Origin of the sequence: Bauldia sp. (assembly GCF_020442045.1) — a bacterium.
In the GTDB taxonomy this organism is placed as follows: Bacteria; Pseudomonadota; Alphaproteobacteria; order Rhizobiales; family Kaistiaceae; genus Bauldia.
Map to the genome: position 1 here is coordinate 1 of NZ_JAGRLA010000191.1, position 16,983 is coordinate 16,983.

19 protein-coding genes are annotated in these 16,983 nt (G+C 65.2%); 10 read left to right on the forward strand and 9 right to left on the reverse strand.

What is annotated here, in order from left to right:
- Window positions 1-429 precede the first annotated feature (429 nt).
- The 8 genes from lgt (at window position 430) to ychF (ending at window position 7,643) form a co-directional block, all read left to right on the forward strand.
- Complete coding sequence (gene lgt, locus KDJ86_RS20300; RefSeq protein ID WP_291750198.1) at window positions 430-1,281, forward strand: prolipoprotein diacylglyceryl transferase; 852 nt, start codon at window positions 430-432, stop codon at window positions 1,279-1,281.
- 7 nt (window positions 1,282-1,288) lie between these two features.
- Window positions 1,289-2,377 carry a class I SAM-dependent methyltransferase gene (locus KDJ86_RS20305; RefSeq protein WP_291750200.1) on the forward strand — a complete coding sequence of 363 codons (1,089 nt, stop codon included), beginning with the start codon at window positions 1,289-1,291 and terminating at the stop codon, window positions 2,375-2,377.
- Between the two features lie 12 nt (window positions 2,378-2,389).
- Window positions 2,390-3,202, forward strand: coding sequence for a peptidoglycan editing factor PgeF (gene pgeF, locus KDJ86_RS20310; RefSeq protein ID WP_291750202.1), 813 nt, complete (start codon window positions 2,390-2,392; stop codon window positions 3,200-3,202).
- 233 nt (window positions 3,203-3,435) lie between these two features.
- Window positions 3,436-3,804, forward strand: coding sequence for a hypothetical protein (locus KDJ86_RS20315; protein ID WP_291750205.1), 369 nt, complete (start codon window positions 3,436-3,438; stop codon window positions 3,802-3,804).
- 117 nt (window positions 3,805-3,921) lie between these two features.
- Window positions 3,922-4,854 carry a ribose-phosphate pyrophosphokinase gene (locus tag KDJ86_RS20320; RefSeq protein ID WP_291750207.1) on the forward strand — a complete coding sequence of 311 codons (933 nt, stop codon included), beginning with the start codon at window positions 3,922-3,924 and terminating at the stop codon, window positions 4,852-4,854.
- A 183-nt stretch (window positions 4,855-5,037) separates the two neighbouring features.
- Window positions 5,038-5,697, forward strand: a complete 660-nt coding sequence (locus KDJ86_RS20325; RefSeq protein ID WP_291750211.1) for a 50S ribosomal protein L25/general stress protein Ctc — start codon at window positions 5,038-5,040, stop codon at window positions 5,695-5,697.
- Window positions 5,698-5,727: 30 nt separating this feature from the next.
- The gene (gene pth, locus KDJ86_RS20330) at window positions 5,728-6,441 is read left to right on the forward strand and encodes an aminoacyl-tRNA hydrolase (RefSeq protein ID WP_291750214.1); all 714 of its coding nucleotides are present in this window, start codon (window positions 5,728-5,730) and stop codon (window positions 6,439-6,441) included.
- A gap of 104 nt (window positions 6,442-6,545) precedes the next feature.
- Complete coding sequence (ychF, locus tag KDJ86_RS20335; RefSeq protein ID WP_291750215.1) at window positions 6,546-7,643, forward strand: redox-regulated ATPase YchF; 1,098 nt, start codon at window positions 6,546-6,548, stop codon at window positions 7,641-7,643.
- A 79-nt stretch (window positions 7,644-7,722) separates the two neighbouring features.
- Here ychF and KDJ86_RS20340 read toward each other — a convergent pair whose 3' ends face one another.
- Together KDJ86_RS20340 and KDJ86_RS20345 are read right to left on the reverse strand one after the other, a co-directional pair.
- On the reverse strand, window positions 7,723-8,691 hold the full coding sequence (locus KDJ86_RS20340; RefSeq protein ID WP_291750218.1) for an alpha/beta hydrolase family protein: 969 nt from the start codon (window positions 8,689-8,691) through the stop codon (window positions 7,723-7,725).
- A gap of 117 nt (window positions 8,692-8,808) precedes the next feature.
- The gene (locus KDJ86_RS20345; RefSeq protein WP_291750242.1) at window positions 8,809-10,008 is read right to left on the reverse strand and encodes an MFS transporter; all 1,200 of its coding nucleotides are present in this window, start codon (window positions 10,006-10,008) and stop codon (window positions 8,809-8,811) included.
- A 184-nt stretch (window positions 10,009-10,192) separates the two neighbouring features.
- Here KDJ86_RS20345 and KDJ86_RS20350 point away from each other — a divergent pair, with 184 nt between their 5' ends.
- Both KDJ86_RS20350 and KDJ86_RS20355 read left to right on the forward strand, forming a co-directional pair.
- Complete coding sequence (locus KDJ86_RS20350) at window positions 10,193-10,645, forward strand: MaoC family dehydratase (protein ID WP_291750221.1); 453 nt, start codon at window positions 10,193-10,195, stop codon at window positions 10,643-10,645.
- The gene (locus KDJ86_RS20355) at window positions 10,642-11,127 is read left to right on the forward strand and encodes a MaoC family dehydratase (RefSeq protein ID WP_291750224.1); all 486 of its coding nucleotides are present in this window, start codon (window positions 10,642-10,644) and stop codon (window positions 11,125-11,127) included. The genes KDJ86_RS20350 and KDJ86_RS20355 overlap by 4 nt, the downstream gene beginning before the upstream one ends.
- 5 nt (window positions 11,128-11,132) lie before the next feature.
- Here the strand turns inward: KDJ86_RS20355 and KDJ86_RS20360 are convergent, their stop codons facing one another.
- The 7 genes from KDJ86_RS20360 to petA all read right to left on the reverse strand — a co-directional run bounded on the left by KDJ86_RS20360 (window position 11,133) and on the right by petA (window position 16,801).
- Window positions 11,133-11,375, reverse strand: coding sequence for a hypothetical protein (locus tag KDJ86_RS20360; RefSeq protein WP_291750227.1), 243 nt, complete (start codon window positions 11,373-11,375; stop codon window positions 11,133-11,135).
- Between the two features lie 70 nt (window positions 11,376-11,445).
- Entirely contained in the window at window positions 11,446-12,114 is a 669-nt protein-coding gene (locus KDJ86_RS20365) for a glutathione S-transferase family protein (RefSeq protein ID WP_291750230.1), read from the reverse strand.
- Between the two features lie 5 nt (window positions 12,115-12,119).
- A complete protein-coding gene (locus KDJ86_RS20370; protein ID WP_291750233.1) occupies window positions 12,120-12,662 on the reverse strand; it encodes an adenine phosphoribosyltransferase in 543 nt (180 codons plus the stop codon).
- A 110-nt stretch (window positions 12,663-12,772) separates the two neighbouring features.
- On the reverse strand, window positions 12,773-13,831 hold the full coding sequence (locus tag KDJ86_RS20375) for an AI-2E family transporter (protein ID WP_291750236.1): 1,059 nt from the start codon (window positions 13,829-13,831) through the stop codon (window positions 12,773-12,775).
- A gap of 167 nt (window positions 13,832-13,998) precedes the next feature.
- Complete coding sequence (locus KDJ86_RS20380) at window positions 13,999-14,808, reverse strand: cytochrome c1 (RefSeq protein WP_291750245.1); 810 nt, start codon at window positions 14,806-14,808, stop codon at window positions 13,999-14,001.
- 148 nt (window positions 14,809-14,956) lie between these two features.
- A complete protein-coding gene (locus KDJ86_RS20385; RefSeq protein WP_291750239.1) occupies window positions 14,957-16,219 on the reverse strand; it encodes a cytochrome b in 1,263 nt (420 codons plus the stop codon).
- Window positions 16,220-16,231: 12 nt separating this feature from the next.
- Window positions 16,232-16,801, reverse strand: coding sequence for a ubiquinol-cytochrome c reductase iron-sulfur subunit (gene petA / locus KDJ86_RS20390; RefSeq protein WP_291750240.1), 570 nt, complete (start codon window positions 16,799-16,801; stop codon window positions 16,232-16,234).
- Between the last annotated feature and the right edge of the window lie 182 nt (window positions 16,802-16,983).

Here is a 16,983-nt window from a genome sequence, read left to right on the forward strand (position 1 = left end):
ACCAGCGAACGCGCCGCCGCCCTCCCCGAAGCGCGTAGGGCGGGTTAGCCATAGGCGTAACCCGCCGCCGATCGCATCAACAACGCGGAAATCCTGCGACGATGCAGCCCGGAGGCGGAATACGCTCCGCTATTCCGCCCTACAGCCCTGCGGCCCGACGGCCCTCCCGCATTGCCGTCCTGAAAGCCTCCCCCCTTCGCCATCCTGAGGTGCCGCCAAAGGCGGCCTCGAAGGACGCACCACGCACCCGCCTCGCCACCAGCACACCACCGCCGCCACCCCCGCGAGTCGGTCGTGGCCTCGTCAGCTTGCCCCCCACCCTTGCCCCCTCCCCCGACATCCGGGATAAAGGCCGCCTGCTTCGCCCCCGTGCGCCCGGCCTGATTCGACGGCCGCCGGCGCCGTCACCGGAAGCCAGCGCGGCCCGAGATGCCCCTCTTCGCCATCCCCTTCCCCGCCATCGATCCCGTCCTGATCGAGATCGGACCGTTTTCGCTGCGCTGGTACGCGCTCTCCTACATCGTCGGCATCTTCCTCGGCTGGTGGTATGCCAAGCGCCTGGTCGGCAACCAGAGCATCTGGGGGCCGGCCGGTTCGCCGATGAAGCCGACCGACATCGACGACTTCGTCGTCTGGTGCACCCTCGGCATCATCCTCGGCGGCCGCATCGGCTACGTCCTTTTCTACGACCTGCCGCGCTTCCAGGAGCATCCGATGGAAATCTTCGCCCTCTGGCAGGGCGGCATGTCCTTCCATGGCGGCTTCCTCGGCACGACGCTGGCGATGATCCTCTTCTCCTGGCGGCGCAGGATCCCGACCTGGTCGCTGATCGACGTCATTGCCCCCTCGGTGACCTTCGGACTCTTCCTCGGCCGCCTCGCCAATTTCATCAACGGCGAGCTCTTCGGCCGCTATGCCGACGTTCCCTGGGCGATGGTCTTTCCGGCCGGCGGGCCGGAGCCCCGCCATCCGAGCCAGCTCTATGAAGCCGGGCTCGAAGGCCTCGCCCTCTTCATCTTCCTCCGCATCCTCACCAACCACTACGGCAAGCTCCGGACGCCGGGCTTCGTCTCCGGCGCCTTCGCCTTCGGCTATGGCGTGGCACGCACCTTCGCCGAATTCTTCCGCGAGCCCGACATCCAGATCGGCTATCTCGCGGGCGGCCTGACCATGGGCATGCTGCTGTCGATCCCGATGATCTTCGCCGGCATCGCGGTCATGGTCTGGGCGTCGCGGCGGAAGCCGGCGGCGGGGCCCGCCGCCGATCCCCCGTCGGCATGACGGTCGCGTGACGCCGCTCGCCGAAAAGCTCGCCGCGCGCATCCGGGCGGCCGGTCCGATCACCGTCGCCGACTACATGGCCGCCTGCCTCGGCGACCCCGAGCATGGCTACTACATGCGCCGCGAGCCCTTCGGCCGCGACGGCGACTTCATCACCGCGCCCGAGGTCAGCCAGATGTTCGGCGAGCTGATCGGCATCTGGTCGCTGCTCGCCTGGGAGGCGATGGGCCGGCCCGCGCCCTTCGTCCTCGCCGAGCTCGGGCCTGGCCGCGGCACGCTGATGGGCGACCTGCTCCGCGCCGCCCGGCTGCGGCCGGCCTTCGCCGCCGCGGCCCGTGTCCATCTGGTCGAGACCAGCCCGCGGCTCCGCGACATCCAGGCCGCGACCCTCGCCGCGGCCGGCATCACACCGGTCTGGCATGGTGCGATCGAGGACATTCCGCCGGGCCCGATGATCGCCGTCGCCAACGAATTCTTCGATGCACTGCCGATCCGCCAGTTCGTCCGCACAGCGGAAGGCTGGGCGGAGCGGATGGTCGCCCTCGACGACGCCGGGGCGCTGGCCTTCGGCCTGCGGCCCGCGCCACCGCCCCCCGGCCGCAGTACGGCCGACCCGGTCGGGACGATCGCCGAGACGTCGCCCGTCTCGACCGCGATCATGGAGCGTCTCGCCGGCCGTCTCGCGGTAGAGGGCGGGGCCGCCCTCGTCATCGACTATGGCTACGGGGACAAGGGCTCCGCCGATACCCTCCAGGCCGTCCGCCGCCACAACTATGACGATCCGCTGGCCTTCCCCGGCGAGGCCGATCTCACCGCCCATGTCGACTTCGGGACACTCGCGGACGCCGCCCGTCTCGCCGGCGCCCATCCCCGCCCGCTCCTGTCGCAGGGCGCGTTTCTCGGCCGCCTGGGGCTGCCCGAACGTGCCTCGAGCCTCGTCCGCGGCAAGGACGATGCGACGCGCGAGGGGCTGGAACGGGCAGTCGCACGGCTTTCATCCCCGCAAGGCATGGGGGAACTCTTCAAGGTTCTCGCCGTTTCGCAAGGCGGCCTTGCGCTTGCCCCCTTCGACGGGGATGATCCGCAAAAGACGTGAGGAATCGGGTGGATGTTACGGTCGGGGCGGGTTTCCTGGAGTGGCGAGGCGGTCAAGCCGCGGCCTTTGACCCATGGCCTGCTCGATGCGATTTCGGGGATACGCTACGGCTTCTTCACCCGCGAGGGCGGGGTCTCGTCGAGCATTTATCAAAGCCTCAATTGCGGCGTCGGCTCGAAGGACGACAAGGGCTTCGTCTTCAAGAATCGCGCCCGCGCCGCCCGCTCGCTCGGCGTCGGGCACGGCCAATTAGCTACGCCTTATCAAATACATAGCAACATCGCCATGGTGGTCGACGAGGTCTGGGAGATCGGTCAGGGGCCGAAGGCCGACGCCGTCGTCACCAACCGGTCGGGGATCGCCATCGGCGTCGGCACCGCAGATTGCGGGCCGGTGCTCTTCGCCGACCCGGCAGCCCATGTGATCGGCGCCGCCCATGCCGGCTGGAAGGGCGCGCTTGCAGGGATTCTCGACGCGACGGTCGCGACCATGGAAGGCCTCGGCGCCGACCGCGACCGCATCGTCGCCGTCCTCGGGCCGACCATCTCCCAGGCGAATTATGAGGTCGGCGCCGACCTGATCGCCGCCTTCGAGAAGGCCGACCCGGCCAATGCGCGCTTCTTCCGCCCCTCGACCCGAGACGGTCATGCGATGTTCGACCTCCCCGGCTACATCATCGCCCGGCTGCTCTCCCTCGGCGTCCTCGCCGCCGATCTCGGGCTCTGCACCTACGCCGATGAGGACAGGTTCTTCTCCTACCGCCGCGCCACCCACCGCGGCGAAAACGACTACGGACGGCTGCTTTCGGCGATCACCCTCGAGTGACCCCGCGCTGCTGGGTCGCGTCGTTGGCTCTGGCATTTGTCCACCGCGATTCTGGACCACCGTCGAGAATGGAGATAGAGAAATCCGGGGGTGTGCATCGGGGGTGTTTCATGTATCGGCTGCGTTGGAACCGCCGATTCCTAGCGTTTCTGGTTGTCGCAACCGCGCTTCTCGCCGGATGCAACACGACCCAGCTTGACCCCGGCGCCAATCTGCCCTCGGTAAAGCCCCCCGTGACCGGGTCCGCCGCGGTCTTCGCCTTCGCGCCGGTTACCGGTGTGCCGACCCCGATCCTCCAGGCATTGTCCGCGGCCCTCAATCGGGAAGCCGCCGCGCAGCGGCTCCGCGTCGTCCCGAACAGCGACCCTTCCCGCGTCTACGAAGTCCGCGGCTTCATTTCCGCGGTCGCCGACGGCCAGTCGACACGGCTTGTCTATGTCTGGGACGTCGTCGACCGGAACGGAGCGCGGCTGCATCGAATCACCGGGCAGCAGGCGGGCGGACGGCCGACGGGTGATCCATGGACGGGAATCGGCAATCAGACGGTGAACCTGGCCGCGAGACAGACGATCTCCGACCTGCTGAAATGGGTGGATAGTTAGCCGAATCATGCGCGGAAGAGCGGATCGCGTTTGCACAGCCGCAACCGCCTTGTTACATAGCGCCGCCCGCCGGTGCCTTTCGCGAAGCCGGTCATTCCTCGCACGGGCCAGAAGCATATGAAGCTTGTCGCCGGCAATTCCAATCGTGCCCTCGCCGAGGCGATTTCCGCCTACCTCGAAACGCCGCTGGCCAAATGCATGGTCCGCCGCTTCGCCGACCAGGAAATCTTCGTCGAGGTCATGGAAAACGTCCGTGGCGAAGATGTCTTCGTCATCCAGTCGACGAGCTATCCCGCCAACGACCACCTGATGGAGCTGCTCATCATCATCGATGCGCTGCGCCGCTCCTCGGCGAAGCGCATCACGGCGGTGCTTCCCTATTTCGGCTACGCCCGGCAGGACCGCAAACCCGGTCCGCGAACCCCGATATCGGCCAAGCTCGTCGCCAACCTGATCACCCGCGCCGGCGCCGACCGCGTTCTGACGCTCGATCTCCACGCCGGCCAGATCCAGGGCTTCTTCGACATCCCGACCGACAACCTCTTCTCCGTGCCGGTGATGACCCGCGACGTCAAGGAACACCACGACATCAGCCAGATGATGGTTGTCTCTCCGGACGTCGGCGGCGTCGTCCGCGCCCGCGCCCTTGCCAAACGCCTCGACGCGCCCCTGGCGATCGTCGACAAGCGGCGGGAGCGGCCGGGCGAAGCAGAGGTGATGAATGTCATCGGCGATGTCGCCGGCCGCGACTGCATTCTTTTCGACGACATCATCGATTCCGGCGGGACGTTGTGCAACGCGGCCGACGTGCTGATGGAGATGGGAGCGAAGTCGGTCCTCGCCTATTGCACACACGGCGTGCTGTCCGGTGGCGCGGTGGCCCGGATCATGGCCTCGAAGCTCAAGGAACTGGTGATCACCGACTCGATCCAGGCCACCGCGGCCATCGAGGCGGCTTCGCGCATCCGGGTCTGCAGCATCGCCAACCTGATCGGCGAGGCGATCGCCCGCACGGCCAGCGAAAAATCGGTGTCGAGCCTCTTCGACTAATCCCGGAGCAACGGCCGGGGCGGGCGATTCGCCCCAAACTCCGGCCGGCCACACGCTGACCGCGCCGTTGCGTTTTTCCGCCGGGTCTCCTATACCGCTGCCGGCCGCGCCGACACCCCTGGAGGCACCGCGGCTGAAAAGGCCCGCCAAATGGCGGGTTTCCCAACATGAAGGAGTTGTCTGATGGGCGCTAACTACCAGCTCACGGCGACCGTACGCGAAAAAGTGGGCAAGGGGGCCGCTCGCGCCGTACGTCGTCAAGGCTTGATACCGGCCGTCATCTACGGCGGCAAGGAACCCCCGATCGCGATTTCCCTTTCGGGCCGCGATGTCTACTTCAAGATCCACGGCGGCGGCTTCATGACGACAGTCGCCGAGATCGAGGTCGACGGCAAGACGATCCGGACGCTGCCGAAGGACTACCAGCTCGACCCGGTCACCGACCAGCCTATCCACGTCGATTTTGCCCGCCTCACCGCAGGCTCGACCGTCACCGTCGAGATTCCGGTGCATTTCGAGAACGACAGCGCTTCGCCTGGCATCCGCCGCGGCGGCGTGCTCAACGTCGTGCGTCACCGGGTCGAACTCGAGTGCCCCGCCGAGGAGATTCCGAGCCACATCACCGCCGATCTCACCGGCCTCGACATCAACGACTCGCTGCATATCTCTTCGATTGACCTGCCCGCAGGCGTGAAGGTGACGATCGACCGCGACTTCACCATCGCGACGATTGCCGCACCGGCCGGCATCAAGGAAGAGATCCGTCAGGCGGCCGAGGCCGCCGCAAGCGGCGAAGCCGAAGAAAGCGAAGCCGAAGAGGCGGAGGGCGAGAGCAAGGAGTAGTCCGGCTCTCATACCCCGGGAGGGGCCGCCATGCTGCTCCTCGTGGGCCTCGGCAATCCTGGTTCCCAGTATTCGGCCAATCGGCACAATGTCGGCTTCATGGCAGCCGATGCGATCCATCGCCGTCACGGTTTCACGCCGTGGCGGCGGAAGTTCCAGGCCGAGATCTCCGAGGCGGTGCTGGACGGCGAGAAATGCCTTCTGCTCAAGCCCCAGACATACATGAACGAGTCGGGCCGCTCGGTGAGCGAAGCCATGCGCTTCTACAAGCTGGGGCCCGATGACGTTCTGGTGATCCACGACGAGGTGGATCTCGCGCCGGGCAAGATCCGGATGAAGGCCGGCGGCGGCGCGGCGGGACATAACGGCCTCCGCTCGATCGCCCGTTCGATCAGCAACGACTTCCGCCGGTTGCGGATCGGCGTCGGCCATCCCGGCGTCAAGGAGGCCGTCCCCCACTATGTGCTGCACGACTTCGCCAAGGTCGAGCAGGCCTGGCTAGAGCCGCTGATCGACGCGATCGCGGACAATGCGCCGCTCCTAGCCGAGGGCAAGGACCAGACATTCGCCAACCGGATCCACGAGCAGCTTGGCGACGGCAAGCCGGCGAAAAAGCCGACCGGGCCGGAAGCGGCAGCGGTCTCGGCGCCAAAGACGGGGGCCGCCACGACTTCCCCGAACGACACGCCCGACCAAGGGCCGCTCGCCCGCGGCCTCAAGAAACTCTTCGGCCGCTCGGAATAAAGGAACGCCAGGCAGCCGGGGGGCTTGACGGAACAGCCGCAGTGCGGTGAGAAGCAACCGCGGCCGGCCGCCGCATTCCTTCAATCAATCAACAAGGTGACTGGATGGGCTTCAGATGCGGCATCGTCGGTTTGCCGAATGTCGGCAAATCGACGCTTTTCAATGCCCTGACGCGAACCGCGGCGGCGCAGGCGGCGAACTATCCCTTCTGCACCATCGAGCCGAATACCGGTGAGGTCGCGGTGCCCGACCCCCGGCTCGACACGATCGCCGAGATCGGCAAGTCCGCCCAGATCGTACCGACCCGGATCAGCTTCGTCGACATCGCCGGGCTGGTGCGCGGCGCCTCCAAGGGCGAGGGCCTCGGCAACCAGTTTCTCGCCAACATCCGCGAGGTCGACGCCATCGTCCATGTGCTCAGGTGCTTCGACGATGGCGACGTCACCCATGTCGAGGGCAAGATCGACCCGGTTGCCGATGCCGATACGGTCAATACCGAGCTGATGCTCTCGGACCTCGCCAGCCTCGAACGACGGGTGACGCCGCTCCGCAAGCGCGCTGCCACCGGCGACAAGAACGCCAGGGCCGAGGTCGCGCTGATGGATGCCGCGCTCGACAAGCTGAACACGGGCAAGCCGGCCCGCCTCGCGGAGATTCCCCAAGGCGAGGAAGACGCCTTCCGGGCATTGAACCTCCTGACCGCCAAGCCGGTTCTCTACGTCGCCAATGTCGATGAAGCCTCGGCTGCCAGCGGCAACGAGCATTCCCGTCGGGTCGAGGCCATGGCCGCGGAGGAAGGGGCCGGTTGCGTGGTGATCTCGGCCGGGATCGAGGCGGAAATCGCCCAGTTGCCCGACGACGAACAGCGGGACTTCCTTGATTCACTGGGGCTGGAGGAGCCCGGGCTCGATCGTCTCATCCGCGCCGGCTATGCGCTCCTCGGCCTGATCACCTTCTTCACGGTCGGGCCGAAGGAGGCGCGCGCCTGGACCGTGGAGGAAGGAGCACGCGCGCCACAGGCGGCCGGCACCATCCATACCGATTTCGAGCACGGCTTCATTCGCGCCCAGACCATCGCCTATGACGACTTCGTCAGCCTCGGCGGTGAACAGGCGGCCAAGGAAGCCGGAAAGGCCCGTGACGAGGGCAAGGATTATGTCGTCGTCGACGGCGACGTGATGCTGTTCAAATTCAACGTATAGGCGGCTCGCGGAGCCTGCGCGGCGGGACGATCCGCCGGGTCCGCGACCGGCACCACGGCCGAGGGCAGACCGGCCTTCGTCAGCGTCGGGGCGATGCTACGGGGCTGGGCACGTCGGCCGCCGCGGGCACGGTGGACGCCGTGGCGCCTGCTTCGCCCGCCAGCGGTATCATCCAGTTCAAGACCCGTCGCCAGTCGGTCAGCCGGAGCGGCGTGCCATGCCGTCCCTCGACGAAGAGGTCGAAGCGGATCGGATAGGACGGCATGCCCTGCTTCACCTGCTCGAAGAAGAGCTGCTGGGTCATCCAGGGGATCAGCGAGTCGCTGCTTCCATGCCCGATGAATATCGGGATATGGCGGGCCGGGTCGGTGTAGACCGGCAGTTCGAAGAAGCTCTCCTCGTTGCCGGCGTTGAGCAGGAGCATCCCGCCGACAAGGGCCGCCCCTTCGCGGTCCTCCAGCAGGCGGAAGCAGACCTCGCCACCCCTCGACGAACAAGCGAGGATGATCGGCGCCCCCGGCGAGACTTCGGCGACGGCCTGCATCAGGACAAGCACGTCGTCGGCTCCCCTCCTCCCGAAGTTGGTGAAATCCGTCGACAGATACGCGCCGCCATTGCGCACGACGAGGTTCTTCAAGCGATTGAAATTGCCGCCGAAGGACCAGTCGTCCATCGCCTGATGCCGGTTTCCGCGATCGCCATGGAGGAAGATGACGACAAATGCCGCGCCACCCGACACCTTGCCGGCTCCCTCGTAGCGGACCGTCCGCCCGCCCCTCTCCAGGACACGATCCACCTGCGTCTTCGAGGGATCGAGCGATACATATTCCGGCTTCGCCTTCTTCTCGACGACCTCGTCGCGCCCGTAGAGATCCCGCTCCCTGTCGTACTGGATGAAGCGGTAGTCGCCGCCATGGTCCGTCTCGATCACCTGATTGGCGAACAAGTCGTCCTTATAGGGCGCAAGCGTCGGAGCCGCTCCGAATGCGGCGCCGAACGTGCTGGCAACCGCCAATAGTCCGGCACTGATCGGAATGACTCCCGCCACCGTCCGTCGTCCTCGCTTCCAACGACGATTGCGTCCTCCCCGCTCCGCACGAACCATCGTGCATGATTATCGCTGTCGATTCAAAAGCCGACGGATTCGACGCGGCCGGCAGATTGTTCAGCGGAAGGCGTAACGCTCGGCGAATAGCGGCGGCGTGATGCATAGGAAGCCGACAATGGCAAACCACATCATCACCGTGCCGATGCTCCATCCCGCCGCCAGCGCCGCGCCGAGCACGAGAGGCGCCAGCGCCGACATCAGGACCATATACATGGCGACGGCGCTGCGAATGGTCCCAAGGGTCTCGGTTCCGAACACCTCCGCCCATACCGCTGTGAGGGTGGTCTTGGAGAGGCCTCCGCTGAACCCGATCAGCGCCATGGTCAGCGGCAGAGCCCAGGGCGCGGTGACGCTGCCGAGAACCACGACACCGCACAGCATCGGCAGCATCTGGAACAGGAAGAGCTTGCGGGCCGAAATCCGGTCGATGATCTGGCCGGAGAGGATCAGTCCGCAGACATTGGCGATCGCCAGGGCCGGAAAGCTCGTCGCGACGAAGCTGACCGGCCATCCCCGGATACTGGCGATGGTCGTGATGTGGAACATGATCGCGGTGGCATAGAAGGGAAAGATCGCCATCGCCGGCAGCGCCGCCCAGACATAGCGGGAGCTCAGCATCACCCGCAGACCGCTGAGCAGGCTCCGAAAGGCGCCATTGGCTCCCCCTTCCCGCCGGGGCGAGCGCGTGATGCCGTAGAGCAGCCACTGGGTGAAGGGCAGCAACACAAACAGGGCGATGGCCCCGATAAGCGCATAGGTCGGCCGCCAGCCGATCGCCGCGATCCCGGCAACGGCCAGGGGCGGGAACACCACCTCCGACACGGGAATGCCGAGCGCGGTGATGCCGAGCGCGCGGCCGCGCTCCCGGTCGAAGGCGCGCGCCGTCGCGGTCGCCTCGACATGGACCATCAGCCCCTGCCCGGTCAGCCGCAGCAGGCAGAGGCCGACAAAGAGCGTTGCCGGGCCGGTCGCCATGGCGGTGACGATGCAGGCAATGCCGAGACCGACAACGACCGCCGCGCTGAAGTGAACGAGGCGGATGTGGTCGATCCAGTGTCCGACCAGGAGCAGTGTCGCCGCGGAAGCGAGCGTAGCGCCCAGATAGAGCGCGCCGACCGTTGCCGGATCGAGACCGAAATCGGCGTTGAAGGACGTCACGAACAGGCCGATGCAGAATGTCTGACCCGGAGCGGAATAAAATGAGTGCAGGGCACCAAAGGCAAGCGGTCGCACGTGGTGGCGCGCGAAAGCGAACATGTTCACAGGGGGAATCTCGGAAGCGAGAGGGAGTATTGTCAGGCTATAACCCGCATTGGCTGTCTTGAAAACCCGATACGCGCCATATCGCACCGGGCCGGCCAGCCGGAAATCCGGCGTCAGGTCTGTTGATCGGCGGTGGCCGGACAGCTATCGATCAGGGATCGGAGGGGGACAGGTCGGCATGGCAAAGCGGTTCTTCGAGGATTTCGAGATAGGCGAGATCCTGGATCTCGCCCAGCGCCGCGTCGAACGCGCCGACATCATCGCATTCGCGGCGGAGTTCGATCCCCAGCCTTTCCATCTCGACGAGCGGACGACGCCGACTGACCTGACCGCCGGCCTTTCGGCGTCGGGATGGCATACATGCGCGATGTTCATGAGGATGCTCTGTGACGGCTACCTTCTCGAGACGAGCTGCATGGGCTCTCCGGGGATCGAGACGCTGAAGTGGCGGCGGCCGGTACGACCGGGCGATCTGCTCAGCGGGACATCGACCGTCATCGAGCTCCGTGAATCGAAAAGCCGTCCCACCATCGGAATCATCAGGTTTCGTCACGAAGTGACCAACCAGTCGGGTGAGGTGGTCATGTGGATGGAGAACCCGGTGATGTTCGAACGGCGAGCGGCGGCATGATCTACGAGGACATCATCGTCGGCAGCGCCCACGACTTCGGAGCACACACCTTTGCCCGGGACGAGATCAAGCGTTTCGCCACGCTCTACGATCCCCAGTATTTCCATACCGACGAGGACGCCGCCACCGCGAGCATGCTCGGTGGTCTCTGCGCCAGCGGATGGCACACCGCGTCGGTGATGATCGGACTGCTCTCGCGCTACTTCCACCGGGAGATCGAACGGGCGAGGATCGAGGGGCGGCCATCCGCACCGCTCGGCCCGTCACCCGGCTTCGACGACCTGAAATGGATCCGCCCGGTCTTCCCCGACGACACCATCCGCTTTACCGGCAAGATCGTCGGCAAGCGCGAGTCGCGGTCGCGGCCCGAATGGGGGCTCGTCTCGATCGAGACCAGCGGCACCAACCAGAAAGGCGAGGCCGTGTTCAGCTTCACCGGCCACGTCTTCGTGGCACGCGGCATCGCCGCGCGATCGGCCTGAAGCGGTCAGTTGGGGCCCTCGGGCCGGCAAGCGTCCATCGCCGCATCCAGCGCGTCATTTGTAAGGTCCGGATTCGCCTTCTGGAGGCACGGCAGGAGCTTTGCCTTGTTCGCCCGCTGCGTCTCTCCGTCGGGGCGATGATCCGCATCCGGCATCACCGGCAGGAAGCATGTACGGAATTCCTCGTCACTGACGCCGATCTGCCGGCTGACGCAGGCAACGTCGCGGTTCGGGTCATTGTCGGCCAAGGCCGGACTCAACAAGGTGGCCGATACGAGAATTGCCAAGCCTGTCCGCATGCCGTCCCTCCCAAATCGATCAATCTATCAATGGTTCCTGCGGCGGATCGATCTCCGCCTGTGCCTCCCACGCCATGAAATCGGCGTCCGCGCACACCGTCTCCATATAGGCCTCGCAGATCGGATCGACGGCAATGCCGTAGGTCCGGAAGCGCGTGACGATCGGCGCATACATGCCATCGGCAACGGTGTAATGACCGAACAGCCAGGGTCCCCCGTCCTTCCGACCCCACCTGTCGCGTGCCTGTCGCCAGATCTCCGTCACCCGGGCAATCTCGGCGAGCGCCTGATGATCCTCGATGGTCTTTGGCATGCGTTCCAACAAGGCCATCGCGAGGTGGTCCCGCAATGCCTTGAAGCCACTATGCATTTCCGCCGAGATCGATCGGGCGAAAGCGCGTGCGACGGGATCGGCCGGCCACAGACGCGCTTCCGGGAACGTGTCGGCGAGATACTCGCCGATCGCCAGCGAATCCCAGACCTTGATCTCGTCGCCGTCCCGGCGATGAACGAGGAGCGGCACCTTGCCGGTCGGCGAGAACTCCCTCAGGAGCTGCTTCTGTTCAAGCAGACGATACCGGATCAGCGTCTCCTCGAACGGCTGCCCGGACTTGGCCAGAGGCAGCCAGGCGCGCATCGACCAGGAGGAAACGGTGCGGTAGCCGATGTAGAGATGGAGATCCGGCATGCTGGTCAGTGTCCTTCGAAGCTTATGAGGGTGTGGACGACGACGTCCCTGGCGGCAAGGCGCGCGGCGCCGCCGAGCTCGGGAAGATCGATGACGAAGGCGGCCGAGACGATCTCGCCGCCCGATCGGCGGATCAATTCGGTCGCCGCTTCCGCCGTGCCGCCGGTGGCGATCAAATCGTCGACAAGAAGGACGCGGGCTCCGGCATGGATCGCATCGGCATGAATCTCGATGGTATCGATTCCGTATTCGAGGCTGTAATCCTGCCCGATCGTCCGCGACGGCAGCTTGCCCTTCTTGCGGATCGGAACGAAGCCGCGACCGAGCTCATGCGCGACAGCGCCGCCCAGGATGAAGCCGCGCGCCTCTATGCCGGCGACGTAGTCGATACCGGCGGTAAGGAAGGGCCATACGAGCCCGTCGACGGCCGCCCGCAAGCCGACCGGGTCGGCGAGCAGCGTGGTGATGTCGCGGAACTGGATTCCGGCCTTGGGATAATCGGAGATCGTCCTGATGAGCGACTTCAGGTCGACGGTTTCGGCAGCCATCAGGTCCTTCACCTGTTCGCCGGATCAGAGGCCGGCACCGGCTTCGTGGGCTTGTTCTGTAGCAAAGACCGGCACCGGAAACCATCCGGCCGCGGCATCGCGTTGACGGCTCACTCGGGTTCGTTGACCCGTTCGGACAAGAGCACCGCGATGAATCGCGTCGCGGGAAACGCACCGAAGATGATGGCGAGCATCGAGGTCATCGGGATCGCCAGGATCGCCCCGGGAAGGCCCCAGAGCGCCGACCAGACCGCCAAAGCGACGAGAACGACGAAAGGACTGAGATTGAGCTGCTTCGACAGCATCCTCGGTTCAAGGAAATTTCCGACATAGACCTGTGGCACGATCAGGAGACCGGCGAGAACCAGGGTCGTCGAGATCGATCCGAACTGGGCGAGCGACAGACCGACCGGCAGGAAAACGGCGATCAGCGACCCGACATAGGGGATGTAGTTGAACAGGCCGATCAGCACCGCCCAGAACAGGGCAAAGTCCAGTCCCATCACGAGCATCACGACATATGAGGCAACGCCGAGGATGACGTTGATCAGCGTCTTCACGGCCAGGTATTCGCCGATCCGGCGGTTGATGTCGGTGATAAGCTGGCCGGTGCGCTCCGCGCTGTCGCCCTGCGGGAAGGCGGCCATCAACTTGCCGGCAAACGTGCCGCGCTCCGCCACCAGGAAGATCGCATAGACGACGACCAGGAAGATGGTGGTTCCGAAATTCGTCACCGATCCGAGAATGCTGGTGAGCACGGTCCCGAAGTCGATCCGCCCGATCGTCGCGCCGCGGATTTCCTCCCAACTCGGGTGCTTGTCAAAACCGACCAGGTCGGCGAGCTGGGCGATGATCGTCTCGAGATTCTGCTTGTAGGTCGGTATCAGGCCGATCAGCTGGTTGACGGTGACGGCGACCACCAGCCCCAGCGCAACGAAGCTCAGGGTGAAGCCGACGAGGACGAGAAGACGGCGAAGAAAGAACGGCAGACGGCCAAGGAACGGCAGGCGCCCCATTGCGTCGGCGGCGGCCGAGAGCACATAGACGGATATGACGGCGGCGAAGATCGGCAGCAATATGCCCTGGCCGATCACCAGCAGCCAGCCGACGATGAAGGCGAGCACGAAGGCCAGAACCAGCACGACGAAGCGGCTTGCTTCCCGGCTCACGACGCTGCGCCCTCCCCGATCGCCAGATTGAGATGAGGGTGCATGGCGAAAGACGCCATGCTCCCCGTCCTTGATCGCAGGGCTATCTTACGCGACGGCGAGAGAATCCGCAGGCTGGAAATGCCCCACCCTGCTCACGACGCCGACCAGTGCTGCCGACCACCGGGTCAGTGGGGCTCCTTCGACCAGACGCGCTTCTTGGTCAGATACATGAGGCCGGCGAAGACAATCAGGAAAATCCCGACCTGAAAGCCAAGGCGCTTGCGTTCCACGAGATGGGGCTCCGCGGTCCACATCAGGAAGGCAGCCACGTCGCGGGCATACTGATCGACCGTCTCGGGTGAACCATCGCTGTAGGTCACCGCCCCGTCGGACAGCGGAGGCGGCATGGCAAGCGACGCGCTGGCGATGAAATAGGGATTGTAGTGGGTACCTTCCGGCACATCCACGCCTGGCGGCGGCTCCTGGCCGTAGCCGGTCAGCAGCGCATGGATATAGTTGGGCCCCGCCTCCTGGTACTGCGTGAAGAAGTCGATGATGGTCCAGACCGGTCCGCGCGAGACCGCCCGGGCTTTCGCCATCAGCGAAAGGTCGGGAGGGACCGCGCCTCCATTGGCAACAGCGGCGGCCTGCGGGTTCGGGAATGGCGACGGGAAGTGGTCCGACGGGATGCCGGGACGCTCGTACATGTCGCCGTCATCATTCGGTCCCGCAGTGATCTGGTATTCGGCGGCAAGCGCCTTCACCTGCTCTTCGGAATAGCCCAGTCCACCGTGCCCCGCGAGCGTGCGGAAGGCGACGTATTGCAGGCTGTGACAGCTCGAACAGATCTCGCGATAGACCTGCAGACCGCGCTGCAGCTGGGCCTGGTCGTAGCGCCCGAATACTCCGGCAAAGGACCAGTTCAGCAGTTCCGGCTTGTCGATCGGGAAGTGCGCGACGTCATGGACTTCCTGCTCTTCGTCGACCGCCGCCACTTCGGCCGGCGTCGGCTCCGAAGCCGCCTCGGAGTCCTGGCTGAAGGCCGGATTGAAGGCGGAGCCGAAGCCGAAGGCAAAGGCAGCTACGAGGCCGGCACGCAGGAACCGGATGGCAGGCAGCGTGGGTGACAGATTGCGCACGGTGCTACCCCTCCGATCCGGTTGTCGTCGCGGTCGCGCCGCCACCGCTCCCCTGCAGAACCGATTCCGAAATACTGTTCGGTAGAGGTTTCGGTCGCTCGATCAAGCCGATCACCGGCAGGATGATGAGGAAGTGAATGAAGTAATAGGCGGTCAGGATTCGCGAAGCGATGACATAGCCGCCTTCCGCCGGCTGCGACCCGAGATAGCCGAGGCCGATGCAGACGATGACGAATATCCAGAAGAACTGCCTGTAGATCGGACGGAACCTGGCCGACCGGACCCGCGAGGTATCCAGCCACGGCAGGACGAAAAGCACGGCGATCGCCGAGAAGAGCGCAATCACGCCGGCCAGCTTGTTGGGTATGGCGCGCAGGATCGCGTAGAACGGCAGGAAGTACCATTCGGGCACGATATGCGCCGGCGTCTTCAGCGGATCGGCCGGGATGTAGTTGTCGGGGTGACCGGCATAATTCGGCAGGTAGAAGACCATCCAGGCGAGGAGGATCAGGAACACGACCGTGGCGAACATGTCCTTGATGGTCGCATAGGGCGTGAAAGCAACCGTGTCCTTCTTCGACTTGATGTCGATGCCGAGCGGGTTGTTCTGACCCGTCACGTGCAGGGCCCAGACGTGGAGAACGACCACCCCGGCGATCATGAACGGCAGGAGATAGTGCAGTGCGTAGAAGCGGTTAAGCGTCGCGCTGTCGACCGAGAAGCCGCCCCACAGCCATTCGGTGATCGCCGTCCCGACCAGCGGGATCGCCGAGAAGAGGTTGGTGATCACGGTCGCCGCCCAGAAGGACATCTGTCCCCACGGCAGCACGTAGCCCATGAAGGCCGCGGCGATCATCAGCAGCAGGATCAGGACGCCGAGAATCCACAGGACCTCGCGAGGCTCCTTGTAGGAGCCGTAATACATGCCGCGGAACATGTGGATGTAGACGGCAAAGAAGAAGAGCGACGCGCCATTGGCGTGAAGGTAGCGCAGCAGCCATCCGAAGTTGACGTCGCGCATGATGGCTTCGACCGAGTTGAAAGCCATCGACCCGGCCGGAACGTAATGCATCGCAAGAACGATGCCGGTGATGATCTGGGCGACCAGCACGAACGACAGGATCGCGCCGAAGGTCCACCAGTAGTTCAGGTTGCGCGGCGTCGGATAGGCCACGAAGGACGAGTGGACGAGTCCAATGACCGGAAGCCGGCGTTCGAGCCACTTGGCGGCGCCGTTGGTCGGTTGATATGTCGAATGGCCTTCCATTGCCCCCGCCCCTTAGCCGATCCGTAGCTTCGATTCAGAAATGAACGAGTAGACCGGGATATGCAGATTTTGCGGCGCCGGCCCCTGCCGGATTCGGCCGGCGGTATCATAGACCGAGCCATGGCACGGGCAGAACCAGCCGCCATAGGCGCCCTGCTGACCGAGCGGCACGCAGCCAAGATGCGTACAGATGCCGATCTGGATCAGCCAGGCCTCGCGGCCGTCGGCCGCCCGGTTGGCGTCGGTGGCCTCGGCGCTCGCCGGCAGGTTGGCGTTCCGCGCAACCGGATCCGGCAGGCTGGAAACCGGAACCGCCTTCGATTCGTCGATTTCCTTCTCGGTCCGATTACGAACGAAAACGGGCTTGCCCCGCCATTTGACGGTCAGCGACATCCCCGGCTCCAGAGCCGAGACATCCACCTCCACCTGCGCCAGCGCCAGGGCGGCGGCATCCGGATTCATCTGGTCGATGAACGGCCAGACCGTAAGCGCCGCCCCAACGGCGGCGACACCGCCGGTCGCGATATAAAGAAAATCGCGACGGGTCGGTTCCGCGGTATCCGCAGTGTCCGTATTCGCCAAGATATCTTCCCCTGTCGAGCCAGCCCCGGCCCAAGTCCGCCTAAGGTATCTAGCAGATTCCCTCCCGGCCGGGTTTGTTTAGCCAGCGGGATCAGAATTTGTCCAGAGTGGGTGTGCGGAATGCGCACATTGTCGCGGGGAGAAATTTTCCCGGGAGGCGCTCGATCGCCCCCCGGGAAGGC